This is a genomic window from Erwinia sp. Eh17-17, assembly GCF_039675725.1.
Taxonomy (GTDB): Bacteria; Pseudomonadota; Gammaproteobacteria; order Enterobacterales; family Enterobacteriaceae; genus Erwinia.
On record NZ_JBDFQT010000004.1, the window covers coordinates 186,835 to 199,310 of the forward strand.

Sequence of the window (12,476 nt, forward strand, 5' to 3'; positions counted from 1 at the left end):
GCCTTTTGGTCATAGTTTTGGGAGAGAGTGCGGCTATTTAACGCTGGCGCTGCCGTTGACGATCGCGCCGTAGTCATTGACCGAACTGACGGCAAGCTGACTGCCCGCTCTGGCACCCGGCAGGGCAAAAGAGAGTGAGCCGTTCGGCGGAACCATCTGGCCCTCGACTTTTTTGCCACCCAGCGACAGCTCGACCAGGGAGACGTTATAAGGCGTCGGATTAACCGCGGTGACGCCACCGGGGCTGGCAGTCCAGGTCAGGGCTTTGACGGCATCGTTGGCGTTGCCCGTCAGTCCGGCCGGACGGAAAAAGAGCTTGATACGCGAACGAAAAGCCATCTGCAGCAGATTGTCAGACTGCAACGTTTTATCTTTGGCCGGAATTTCCAGAACATTAAGGAAGAACACCGACTCTTTATTCGACGGCAGCGGCGCACCGGTATAGCTCAGGCGCAGGGTCTGACCCTTTTTCGCTTCGATACGGTTAATCGGCGGCGTTAATATAAACGGCACCTGAATTTTTTCCGGTTTCGCCTCAGCGTCGCCATTATCTATCCAGCTCTGAACCAACACCGGAGACTTTCCGACATTATCTAATTTTATCGTCACCTCTTTCTGCCCGGCGGGGTATATCACGCGTGTCCCACTGATAATGACACCGGCAAAGGATGGCAGACTGAAAAAGGCAGTGAACAGGGAGAGAAGGAAATAAATAAATAAGCGAGGCATAGCTGTTTCTCAGTAAGATAAATAAGGGCAGCTATGACTGCCCTTTTATGATCTGCCAGCAGATTATTTATACTGCAGGCTGTAAACTACACTGCTGACAACGGTACCGGCAGTGGTTGCCGCCGTTGCAAAGTAGCGTACGTCGTAAGGCAGCGTTGCAGAACCAGTCGAGGTGTCCACATAGGTTGTGTTAGTGATCTGGTCGCCGCTGCCAACGTTAATCACGCCGCGCGTACCGGATCCATCCAGCAGCTGCAGGTCAACGTTGGTGGCCGTACCGGAGTTGATCAGACGGCCCTGTGCATTCACCGTCGCGCCATCTTCAAAGAACGCAGAGGCGGTCTGCAGCGTACCGGCACAGTTGGTCAGCGCCATGTTGAAGCGGGTGTTGCCCGCAGTTTTGCTGGCAACATCCAGCACGTTAGTTCCCAGCGTTGGCAGTACAACCGTCGCGTCCGGACCCTGGCCTTCTACGCTGACGTCACAGGTAGTGGCGGTCAGTTCACCGTTGAAAGTAATCGTACCGGTGGACGCAGCCTGTGCCATATTTGCCATACCAAATGCAGTAATAACAGATACCGCCAAAATAACTTTTTTCATTACTCTCATTCCTTTTTACAACAGGTTAATATGCAGGATTCATTTCCTGTAAATTGATCATTAACGCGTATTCATTCACTAAAGAGAGGTGGATTACCGAAATAATATCCGTGAAAAAATAACCTCATCCCTGAGGAAAATATGACTACAAAAAAATAATAAAATGCCACTGCACAAATACACTCTCAGGTAATAACAGACTCAACCATCTCATCCCTGATCCGCTTCTTATTTCCTTTACCGAAGCATTCCTTAATAACTGACGCCATCCCTGACTAAATCCATTCATTGCGTCTGAGCTGCATATTACTCACATCCTGCCATACCACAATAGGGGTATACCGGCGTAAAAAAAGCACGAAACATGCCTGTTAAATACATTAATTAATAAGTAGTTAAGGCTTTTATTAGCAATATCAGGAAGTAATAAGAAAACCACCAACTTAGAGACCGGTACTAAAAAGCCTGTTGCTGATAGTATTTGACGAAAAGGATGAGTCCAGAAGATGAAAAGGACTACAGGTATTGCTGAATATTCTTTCCCTTTTCAGGGGCGTTTTTTATCAGGCAGAGAGAGCCACGCGTTTCACGAGGGCAGACAGCCCCCGTTGTTACGTAGCAAATAGCCGGATGAAGAGGTTAGCTCCGGCTGGCGCAGCCGCACTGGGACATTTCGCCATGCACTTCGCGGCTCAGGTGCGAATGGCGGATTTTCAGTTCACCCTTGCGCCATACGCCCTGTGCGTCAGTGCGCTGGTCGAGCAGGCGATTGAGCGCCTCGTTAATCTGCAGGTCACTGCGCTGGGCCCAGGTGGTCAGGCTCCACATCGAAGAGTGGGCTTCGCTGACATCGTCAAAGCCCACGACACCGATATGCGCGCCTTCGCCAAAATCACGAATCGCCTGCATCGCACCAAAAGCCAGCACGTCGTTCTCGCAGAACAGCCCTTCGATGCGCTCAGAGGCCCAGGTGGTTTTCAGGTAGGCCATCATCGCTTTGTAACCCATCTCCCGATCGGACTGACCCGCCACCAGCACGCTGTTCAGGGTTTTACCCGCGCCCTGCAAACTGGCAGCGTAACCGTCCATCCGCCGCAGGGGCGCTGAAGCGACCTCCTGACCCTGCAGATAACCAAAACGCTGATACCCCTGCGACAGCAGCAGGCGGCCGATCTGCTCGCCGGCCGCATACTCATCAACACCGATCGCCGCTTCCCCCTCTTCTGCCGCGCTGCGGCAGACGTGGATGGCGGGCAGCGGATAGCACTCCTCAATCGCGGCAAGCTGTTCCGCGCTGAGGGGGTGGGTAAGAAACAGCAGCGCATCTAACGGTAACTGCCCGGCCGTGCGTAAAACGGCCTGACAGCTGGCATCGTCGTCCACGTTTAACAGCACGGCGCTGGCGCCGCGCTGGTGAAGCTGGCGCGTCACTTCATTCAGCAGGGTCAGGGTATACGGGTTACTGAACTCCCCGGCGACAATGCCAATCGCGCGGTGCTTTTGCTGCCGGGTAAGGCCTGCGGCATGACGGGTCTGTTTTTCTGTCGGGGTATTATTCATGATGAGGTAAGCTGTTGCGCTCCGGTGACTGAACCTGTGAGGGTCAGAATAGAGGAATCCCGCACCCGTCAAAAGAACAGTGCAGCGGATATGTGATTTCGCACGCCTTTAACGGGGGAATACTACCCTGCATTTATCCATACTCACCGGCTCAGGCAGCGTGCCTCTCCGGACTAAGGGACTCAATGAAATTCGCTTCATTTGCTGCTCTGGTACTTTCTGGTCTGTTTATCTGCGGTGCGGCGTCAGCGGCCAAAACGTTAGACGACTTCAACCATCGGCCCACCGCCTATGGCAACGCGGGCGAGCTCACGCCGGAACCGCATTTAGTGGCGGAATTCAAAGACAAAAAGTTTGTCTGCCGCAGCGAAGAGGCGTTCACACCGCAGGAAAGTCCGGCGGCAGCGGCGGCCTTTCGACAGCTGGTTGACTACGCAGCCAGGGGCGATGCGGTAGACAATTTCTGGCAGGATGCCGGAAACAAAAAACAGCGTGAAGAGCTACTGGCGGCGGCCGTCAAAGCCGGAAGCTGGAAGGCCGTCTGGCTGGATACTGTCTGGACGCTGCGTTACCCGGCCAGCCCGGAAGCCACGAAGCAGGCCAATGCGACCCTGCAAAAAATGATTGAGCAGGGTGTCCCGATCGCCGCCTATGCCTGGGCTTCCTCTCTGTATGGTCGTGACTACAAGACCATGTACCGTCTGCTGTCGACCGCCGTCGATCGCGGCAGTCCGCAGGCGATGGAGCTGGTCGCAGGCACCCTCGTTCCCCAGGTCAGAGAGCTGCACCCCATTGCCAGAGAGATGCTGGAATGCGCCGTTAAGCAGGGCTACGCGCCGGCTTATGCCAGCCTCGGCAGGCTGGCATGGATTGAAGGACACCGGACAGACGCCTACCGCCTGTGGGCAAAAGGCCTGAACCTGGGATGTGATGCCTGCAGCGAGCCTCTGGAGTCGCTGGCCAGGGTGCGTTCTGGCTACAACACCGCAACCCCGATGCTGGATTTGATGCCTGAGCTGGCCGCCATTAATGCGTTCTACAACAGCAACTTTTTCTACACGCTGAGCGGACTGCGCGACTTTGAACGCCCCCTGCCCGAAAAACTGGCGTTTCACCTCAACGATAAAGAGCTGTTAGCCCTGCTGAAAGCAGAACAGGGCTGATGACCCTTGCGGGAGATTGAACGATGAAATCGTTACTACTTTGTCTCATCGCGCTGCTCTCAGGCTGTGATAACGCCAGTGCGCCGGTCACCCGCACCGTTAAGGTGTGGCTGGGCGATACCACAGACGGGATGCAGTCTGCGCTGGGGGAGGATCTGACCCGCGACTGTGACGACACGATGTGCTGGTATAATTTCACTAAGCCATCCCAAAGCGGCAATACCCTCAATCTGGTGCTGGGCGGCGATCGCCCCTTCACCCTCGACGGGGTGTTCTCTTTTACCGCCCCGGTCTACAAAGAGAATCACCATCGTTTTGATGAGATCAATATCTACCCCCTCGGCCTGCCGGAAGACAGCCTGCTGGCGGATAGCCGCAGGTGGTTCTATCAGCTGGTTGAGCGCCTTCAGGCCGCCGGATGGCAGCGTTTTATTATGCAGGATGATCCGCGCTTGCCGGGGTCTGAAGTGGCTAACGCCGTGCGGATTGAACAGGTGATGACCACGTCCAGCCTCACGACGCCGTTTAACGACCCGTCATCGCCGCTCAATAACGCGCAGTGGCGAACGCTGCCATTTTTAGCCGACTGGTATTTTTACCGCGGTAATGAATACCTGACCCTGCGCGTACAGCGTCAGAACAGCGACACCGCCCCTGAGGAACGCGCGACTTACCTGTACACCCTGGTGTTCCGCAGTGAGCAACAGACGTATCAGGACTATTTTCCGTATGAGGAGCGTCACCGCTGGAAAACGCTGTTACCTGCGCTGTTGAAAACCATGGCGAAACAGCGGGCGGAACAGGAAGCGCGACTGCGCGCGGCAGGCATCAGGATTGATGAGAACTATCACGACCCGGCGATCGGTGCGCTGAGCGGGCCTGACTAGCCCAGCGCGGGCTCATCCAAAATCTGCAAACGGCTCAGGCGCTGGCGTTGCCGGGGTGAGGCAGGTCTGACCCTCAATCAGAACGCGAAGCAGGAACAGCCCAGCGCGCCCCAGAAGGCATTATCATCCGACACCGGCACGCCGGAGCGGCGCGCCACATCGTGCGAGTGGCTGTGAACGCCGCAGGGGCCGCTGCACTGGTGCGGCTGTGAGGCAAAAGCCACGCGCCCGTTCGCCAGCGGCGGTGCGCTGCGGTAATGGCCTGGCGTGGTCACCACCGGCGACCATTCCGGCAACACCGGCACCGGCGGCGGCGACAGCGGGCTGAAGCGGCCTGCCGCATACACCACGTCGCCATTCACCACGGTCAGCACCGATTCGATCCCCTTAATCGCTTCTTCGCTGACGCTGAAATAGTCCTGTGACAGGATCGCCAGGTCAGCCAGCTGCCCCACTTTAATCTGCCCCTTTTTCCCCTGCTCGCTGGAGAACCAGGCGCTGCCCTGGGTCCAGAGCATCAGCGCGGTTTCGCGGTCCAGACGGGCGCTGACGTCATACATCGCCATGCCGCCGACGGTGCGGCCGGACACCAGCCAGTAAAGCGCGGTCCACGGGTTATAGCTGGCAACGCGGGTGGCATCGGTGCCCAGGCCAACCGGCACCCCGGCTTCCAGCATTTTTGCCACCGGCGGCGTCTGCTTCACCGCCTCGTGGCCGTAGCGTTCGGCAAAATATTCGCCCTGGAACGCCATACGGTGCTGAACCGCAATACCGCCACCCAGCTCTTTCACCCGCTCAATATTCGCTTCGGTGATGGTCTCCGCATGGTCGAAAATCCAGTGCAGGCCGTTAAAGGGAATATCGCGGTTCACCTTTTCGAACACGTCCAGCATGCGGCCGATCGACTCGTTATAGGTGGCGTGCAGGCGGAACGGCCAGCGGTGCTCGACCAGGTGACGCACCACGCGCTCCAGCTCGTCTTCCATTCCGGGGGCCAGATCGGGCCGGGGTTCGAGGAAGTCTTCGAAGTCGGCGGCGGAGAACACCAGCATCTCGCCTGCGCCGTTATGGCGATAAAAATCAGTGCCCTGGCCCGGCTTCAGCATATCGGTCCAGCGCTCAAAATCTTCCAGCTCGTGACCGGGCCGCTGCGTAAACAGGTTGTAGGCGATGCGCACCGTCAGCTGTTTTTTCTCGTGCAGCTCGCCGATCACCGCATAGTCATCCGGGTAGTTCTGGAAACCGCCGCCCGCATCGATAGCGCTGGTCAGCCCCAGGCGGTTCAGCTCACGCATAAACTGGCGGGTAGAGTTCACCTGCTGCTCCAGCGGCAGCTTCGGCCCTTTTGCCAGCGTGGAGTACAGCAGCATCGCATTCGGACGGGCGATCAGCATGCCGGTCGGATTGCCGTTGCCGTCGCGCTGGATCTCCCCGCCCGGCGGGTTTGGCGTGTCTCTGGTATAGCCCACCACGCGCAGGGCGGCGCGGTTAAGCAGCGCACGGTCGTAGAGGTGCAGAATAAATACTGGCGTATCCGGGGCCGCCTCATTAATTTCATCCAGCGTCGGCATACGGCGTTCGGCAAACTGGAACTCGTTCCAGCCGCCCACCACCCGCACCCACTGCGGATTTGGCGTGCGCAGCGCCTGCTCTTTCAGCATGCGCAGGGCGTCAGCCAGCGACGGTACACCTTCCCAGCGCAGCTCCAGATTGTAGTTCAGCCCGCCCCGGATCAGATGCAGGTGCGAGTCGTTCAGCCCCGGAATACCGGTGTGGCCCTTCAGGTCCACCAGCCGGGTGTCATTACCGGCAAACTGCATCACTTCCGCTTCGCTGCCCACGGCGAGGAATTTACCGTCTTTAATGGCCACCGCCGTCGCCAGCGGGTTTTCGCGGTCAACGGTGTGGAATTTGCCGTTGGTCAGAATCAATGAGGCATTATTCATCATTACTCTCCGGGCTGATTTTCCCGCGCGGGGACAGCCAGTTGTTTAATAAACGCGTTATCGCCGGCATCCAAAAATACACCACCAGGCCGACCACGCAGGCATCGTTGAGAAAATGTCCCCACAGCGTTCCTTTACTGGCGGGCAGCACTGCCCCCCAGAACCAGGGAACCAGATTAGTGGAGGGAAAAATCACCGCCAGGGTAACCAGAAACTGCTTCCACTGCTTCGGTGCCACCCGCGCCGGGTCGACCGGGGTAAACCAGAATGCCGCGCCGGGGCGCATCTCAATATGCTCCTGCCCCGCCAGCAGCCCCGCCAGCTCTGCCACGTGCGCCGCACGCTGCGTTGAGTTCAGCCACTGATAAAGATTGTCCAGGTTGTCGAATCTGACCAGTATCGTCCAGGTCAATTCCCCGTGAACCGGGCGCAGTATGTTGACGCCCAGATGGCCGGGGAACAACGCCGCCTGCGGCATAATGGCTTCCAGCCAGCGCTGATATTCGGCCTGCTTTTCGGGCAACAGGCGATGCGTAATCACCAGGGTGATATGTTCAGGCTGATGGGGATAATCCACGACGTTCTCCTTTATGCCCCCTCAGGGGGCCAGGCCATCAGGCTTTGCGGGCCGGGGCGTTGTGCACCATGGTGTAGGCGTAGTCCACCCCCATGCCGTACGCGCCGCTGTGCTCGCGCACCAGGTCCATCACCTCGTCATACGTCTCTTTGCGTGACCAGTCGCGCTGGTACTCCAGCAATACCTGCTGCCACGTCACCGGCACCGCCCCCGCCTGCACCATGCGGTCAATGGAGCGCTCGTGCGCGTCCACGCTGGTCCCGCCTGACGTATCGGTCACCACGTAAACCTCAAACCCCTCCTTCATCGCCATCAGCGCCGGAAACGTCAGGCACACTTCGGTCCACAGGGCCGAGATAATCAGCTTCTTACGCCCCGTCGCCTTCACCGCCTTCACGAACGCCTCGTCTTCCCAGGAGTTCATCGAGGTGCGCTCAATCGGCGCGGACTCCGGGTGTACCGCCAGCAGCTCCGGCCAGATGTAGCCGCTGAAACTCTCGGTTTCCACCGAGGTATAAATGGTCGGCACGTTAAAAATCTTTCCTGCTTTTGCCAAAGCAACGGTGTTATTTTTAAGCTGCTGACGATCGATGTTAGCGACGCCGAACGACATCTGCGGCTGATGGTCGATGAAAATCAGGGTGGAGTTCTGTGGGTCCAGCAGGTCGAATTTAGACATTTTATTATTCCTTTTACGTTTCAGGTTTCGGGTTTGTCTTGCGTGCTGACACAATACGAAATGGCCGTCCCGGTTGATAACGGAAAGAATTCAGGTTGTTGTTAAATAAATTTTGGGTTTGGGGAGCACCATGCGATTAAACCTTGAAGCGCTGCTGATTCTGGATGCACTGGACCGCCACGGTACCTTTGCCGCAGCGGCGGCCAGGCTGTTTAAAACCGCTTCCGCGCTGAGTTACACGGTGCAGAAGATGGAAAGCGATTTAAATATCACGCTGCTGGATCGCTCCGGTCACCGTGCCACATTTACCCCCACCGGGCGTCTGATGCTGGAAAAAGGACGCATTCTGCTGCGCGCCGTGAGCGAACTGGAACAGCAGGCGCAGTACGTGGAAAGCGGCTGGGAAAGTCAGCTCACCATCAGCCTGGATGCCACAGTGCCGTTTGCGCTGCTGTCCGGGCTGATCGATACCTTCTATCAGGAGCACCAACACACCCGGCTGCTGTTCCGGCAGGACGTGCTGGCGGGCTGCTGGGAAGCGCTGAGTTACGGTCTGGCGGATATTGTTTTCGGTGCGGTACAGGAACCGGTGCGCCACAGCGGCGTGAGCTGCGTTCCGGTGGGCTGGCTGGAATATACCTTTGCGATTGCGCCGCATCATCCGCTGGCGGCGCTGCCTGCCCCGCTGCTGCGCGAGCAGATCCGCCAGTACCGGGCCGTGGTGGTCCACGACACCTCGCGTCACGCCGAAGGCACCGATCTGCGCGTGCTCGACGAACAGCCCATCCTCAGCGTGCACAGCTTCAGTGACAAAGTTCAGGCGCAGGTGGACGGGCTGGGCTGTGGCTACCTGCCGCGCTATCTGGCGGCGCCGCATCTGGAAAAAGGTACGCTGGTCGAACGCCAGCTGGACAGCGAAACCCGGCGCGACCAGGCGTTTCTGGCCTGGAACGACAGCGCCACCGGCAACGCCGCGATGTGGTGGCGTGAACGCTTGCAGAACTTTGAGGGGATCCGCAGCGTGTATGCGGCGGAGTAACGCGTCACGCCCGGTCCTTCCGGGCGTCCGCAGTAAAACGATCGGTGGCCCGCATATTTAGCGACCGCGCGCGGTGTTCCACTGTACGGCAAACACGCTGGCCAGCACCACAACCAGGCCGGCCAGTGCCGTGCCGGTCATCGACTGCCCCAGCAGCACCCAGCCCAGCCCCACGGCGCAGAGCGGGCTGAGTAAGCCCAGCGAGGCCACCGCCACCGTCGGCAGCCGCGCCACACCGCGAAACCAGATGGTATAAGCCAGCAGCGCACCGGCCAGGCTCAGATAAGCATACGCCGCCCACTGTTGCAGCGTCAGCGCGGGCAGCGGGGCCTCAACCTGCCACGCCACGGGGGCCAGCATCAGTCCGCCGATCGCCAGCTGCCAGCCGGTCAGCGACAGGACCGGAAGATCGATCTTCCAGCGGCGCGTCAGCCAGACGCCGGTCGCCATACAGCCAGCCCCCAGCAGCGCCGCCGCGATCCCCACCGGTTCAAATACCGTCTGCGGCGACAGCAACAGCATCGCCATACCGATAACGCCTGCCACAGAGGCCCACAGGGTGATTTGCGCCGGTGAACGGCGATCCACCGTCCATGTCAGCACCATCACCAGCAGCGGCTGGATGGCACCGAGCACCGCGGCCAGCCCGCCGGGCAGGCGATAAGCGGCAACAAACAGCAGCGCCTGGAACACGCCGATATTGAGTGCGCTGAGTACCAGTAAACGCCACCAGTCCCGTCGGGCGGGCAGCTGCCGGGTAAACAGCAGCAGCAGCAGGCCGGCAGGCAGCACGCGGATCAGCGCGGCGGTAAACGGCCGGTCCGGCGGCAGCAGTTGTGAAGTCACGATATAGGTCGAGCCCCAGATAGCCGGCGCCAGGGCCGTCAGCATAATGTCGCGCAGAGAGGATTGGGTGTTCATGACTTTACCTTCAATTCAAGATATCATGATTGTGTTGATCAACTACCTTGAAGTCAAGACAAATGAAACAGACTGTCAGCCAGCCGCCGCGCGATGCGGTCGATACGATCCTCGAACAGTGGCGACGCGAACGTCCCGACCTGGACGCCAGCCCGATGGGCCCCATTGGCCGCCTGAAGCGCTGTAGCGTGCTGCTGGAGCAGCAGCTTGAAGCCTGGTTTTCGCGTTTTGATTTAACCAGCTGGGAGTTCGATATGCTGGCGACGCTGCGGCGCGCGGGTGCGCCCCACTGCCTCAGCCCTACCGCCCTGTTCTCGACGCTGATGGTGACATCAGGCACCATGACCCACCGTCTGAAGCGGCTGGAAAGCCGTGGGCTGGTGGCGCGCATCGCCAACGCAGAGGATGCCCGCAGCACCCTCGTGCAGCTCACCCCGGAGGGGCTGGCACTGATTAATCGCGTGGTCGGGCCGCACGTTGAGAATGAGCGCCAGATACTGTCGGTACTGCCTGCCGACGCGCTGGCCAATCTTGATGCCTCTCTCTCGACGCTGCTGCTGGCGTTAGAGGCCGGAAACCGGGACGGCGACCAGCCCGAATAAACACGATGCAGGGGGCGAACCGACCAAAGGTCGCCCCCTGACAGGGATTATTCCAGCGAGATAAAGTGATGCACTTTCGGTTTGTCCTCACCCTGGTGGAAGCGCGTCACGCTGCTCTGTAAATCCGCATCGGCATGCGAAACCCGCTGATGCTGGCGCAGGTGCTCGTGCCAGGACTCGACCAGGAACCATTCAATCAGCGTGGTGGCATCGTGGCTGTGCTCGGCAATGCCCCAGGCGTAAGCGCCGTCGCGGCGGCGGGTCAGCGACAGCCTTTTAATCTCGGCCAGGAACGCCGGGCGGTCCTCCGCCTTCACCTGGTACTCAATCTGAATCATTACCGGGCCACGATCTGCCGTCACTTCCGTCTCTAATACCGGTTCATCCCAGTGGCCGGAAGGTTGCAGGTCGGCTTCCCCGGCCGGGAGCTTCAGACGCAGACACAGCAGTGCGGAGACGGTCAGCGCTACGGCGGCGATCAGCAGGGTATTCACCAGCCCGGTTTCCTGTGCCACCAGCCCCCAGAACAGGCTGCCTGCGGCCATCGCGCCGTTAAAGATCATCAGATACACCGCCAGGCCACGACCCCGCACCCAGTCCGGCAGTACCGCCTGCGCCACGCCGTTCAGCGAGGTCAGGGCAATAATCCAGCTGACACCCAGCAGCACCATCAGCGGCAGAGCCAGCGCTTTGGCCGGCAGCAGGGCAATCACCACCATGACCAGCGCGGACAGCCCCGCCGACAGCAGCATCAATCCGTCCACGTTCATCCGCTGACGCAGTAAAGGCAGCAGCAGCGCGCCGACAATCGCCCCCACGCCCACCGCGCCCAGCAGGGTGCCGTAAAACCCGGCGCTGCCCTGCAGCAGATTGCGCGCAACCAGCGGCAGCAGAGCCCAGATGGCGCTGGCAAAGAGGAAGTAAATCGCGGCACGGACCAGCACCCGGTGCAGTTCACGGCTGGCTTTGACGTAGCGGATACCGGCACGGAACGCGCCGGGGAAGTGTTCGGACAGTTCCGTTTTCGCCTTTTGCGGCCGCTTCCACCAGATCAGGGCGGCAATCACAAACACATAGCTCATCACATCGGCACCGTAGGCGGCCCAGGCCCCAAGCGCCGCCAGCAGCAGACCGCCGGTCGCCGGACCGACGGCGCGGGCGATATTGATCCCCAGCGAGTTGAGCGCCACCGCATTCTTCAGCTGCGGACGCGGCACCAGCTCCGGCACAATCGCCTGCCAGGCCGGGCCCATCAGCGCCGCGCCAATACCGCCGATAAAGGTCAGCGCCACCAGGTACTCCACGGTCAGCAGATTATGATGCGACAGGAACAGCAGCGTGCCGCTGACGCTGGCCAGCAGCAGCTGCACAAAAATCAGCAGGCGGCGGCGGTCAAGAATATCGGACAGCACCCCGGCAGGGATCGCCAGCAGGAAAATCGGCAGCGTCGCGGCGGTCTGCATCAGCGCCACCGCCGCCGGGTTGGACGACAGCCCGGTGACCAGCCATGAGCTGGCCACGTCACGCATAAAACTCCCGGTGTTGCCGAGGATCGTCGCGGCCCAGATCACCGCGAACAGACCCTGCTTCAGAGGAGCAAACGCCCCGCCTGCATGATGCTGATTCATTTTTCCGCCCTCAAATCGTTCGATGCCACATACGCCAGCGCGCTCAGCCAGCCCACGGTGACAGACCAGGACACGCCGGAGGACAGAGCAGAAAGGGAAGCGTTACACATGGTTCTCTCCTGCCGGGGTGACGCGAATCATCCCC

12 protein-coding genes are annotated in these 12,476 nt (G+C 59.6%); 4 read left to right on the plus strand and 8 right to left on the minus strand.

Annotated features, from left to right (window positions below):
* Positions 1–33 precede the first annotated feature (33 nt).
* The 3 genes from ABEH87_RS13300 to ABEH87_RS13310 form a co-directional block, all read right to left on the minus strand.
* A complete protein-coding gene (locus ABEH87_RS13300) occupies positions 34–729 on the minus strand; it encodes a fimbria/pilus periplasmic chaperone (protein ID WP_346576854.1) in 696 nt (231 codons plus the stop codon).
* Positions 730–792: 63 nt separating this feature from the next.
* Complete coding sequence (locus tag ABEH87_RS13305; protein ID WP_346576855.1) at positions 793–1,329, minus strand: fimbrial protein; 537 nt, start codon at positions 1,327–1,329, stop codon at positions 793–795.
* 639 nt (positions 1,330–1,968) lie between these two features.
* Positions 1,969–2,889, minus strand: coding sequence for a substrate-binding domain-containing protein (locus ABEH87_RS13310; RefSeq protein WP_346576856.1), 921 nt, complete (start codon positions 2,887–2,889; stop codon positions 1,969–1,971).
* A gap of 185 nt (positions 2,890–3,074) precedes the next feature.
* Between ABEH87_RS13310 and ABEH87_RS13315 the strand changes: the two genes are divergently transcribed.
* Both ABEH87_RS13315 and ABEH87_RS13320 read left to right on the plus strand, forming a co-directional pair.
* Positions 3,075–4,052: a hypothetical protein gene (locus ABEH87_RS13315; RefSeq protein ID WP_346576857.1), complete on the plus strand. Its 978-nt coding sequence runs from the start codon at positions 3,075–3,077 to the stop codon at positions 4,050–4,052.
* A gap of 23 nt (positions 4,053–4,075) precedes the next feature.
* Complete coding sequence (locus tag ABEH87_RS13320; protein ID WP_346576858.1) at positions 4,076–4,939, plus strand: hypothetical protein; 864 nt, start codon at positions 4,076–4,078, stop codon at positions 4,937–4,939.
* Positions 4,940–5,016: 77 nt separating this feature from the next.
* Here the strand turns inward: ABEH87_RS13320 and ABEH87_RS13325 are convergent, their stop codons facing one another.
* Genes ABEH87_RS13325 through ABEH87_RS13335 form a run of 3 tightly spaced genes read right to left on the minus strand, consistent with a single transcriptional unit; the run spans position 5,017 to position 8,141 of the window.
* Complete coding sequence (locus ABEH87_RS13325) at positions 5,017–6,888, minus strand: amidohydrolase (RefSeq protein WP_346576859.1); 1,872 nt, start codon at positions 6,886–6,888, stop codon at positions 5,017–5,019.
* A complete protein-coding gene (locus tag ABEH87_RS13330) occupies positions 6,878–7,462 on the minus strand; it encodes an antibiotic biosynthesis monooxygenase (RefSeq protein ID WP_346576860.1) in 585 nt (194 codons plus the stop codon). Before ABEH87_RS13330 ends, ABEH87_RS13325 begins: the two co-directional genes overlap by 11 nt.
* Positions 7,463–7,499: 37 nt before the next feature.
* Positions 7,500–8,141: a hydrolase gene (locus tag ABEH87_RS13335; RefSeq protein WP_346576861.1), complete on the minus strand. Its 642-nt coding sequence runs from the start codon at positions 8,139–8,141 to the stop codon at positions 7,500–7,502.
* Between the two features lie 130 nt (positions 8,142–8,271).
* On the opposite strand from ABEH87_RS13335, the gene ABEH87_RS13340 reads away from it, so the two are divergent.
* Positions 8,272–9,180 (plus strand): LysR family transcriptional regulator, encoded by a 909-nt coding sequence (locus ABEH87_RS13340; RefSeq protein ID WP_346576862.1) that lies wholly within the window; start codon positions 8,272–8,274, stop codon positions 9,178–9,180.
* A gap of 57 nt (positions 9,181–9,237) precedes the next feature.
* Here ABEH87_RS13340 and ABEH87_RS13345 read toward each other — a convergent pair whose 3' ends face one another.
* Entirely contained in the window at positions 9,238–10,101 is an 864-nt protein-coding gene (locus ABEH87_RS13345) for an EamA family transporter (protein WP_346576863.1), read from the minus strand.
* Positions 10,102–10,163: 62 nt separating this feature from the next.
* Here ABEH87_RS13345 and ABEH87_RS13350 point away from each other — a divergent pair, with 62 nt between their 5' ends.
* Complete coding sequence (locus ABEH87_RS13350; protein WP_346576864.1) at positions 10,164–10,703, plus strand: MarR family transcriptional regulator; 540 nt, start codon at positions 10,164–10,166, stop codon at positions 10,701–10,703.
* Between the two features lie 47 nt (positions 10,704–10,750).
* Here ABEH87_RS13350 and ABEH87_RS13355 read toward each other — a convergent pair whose 3' ends face one another.
* Complete coding sequence (locus tag ABEH87_RS13355; RefSeq protein WP_346576865.1) at positions 10,751–12,331, minus strand: MFS transporter; 1,581 nt, start codon at positions 12,329–12,331, stop codon at positions 10,751–10,753.
* Between the last annotated feature and the right edge of the window lie 145 nt (positions 12,332–12,476).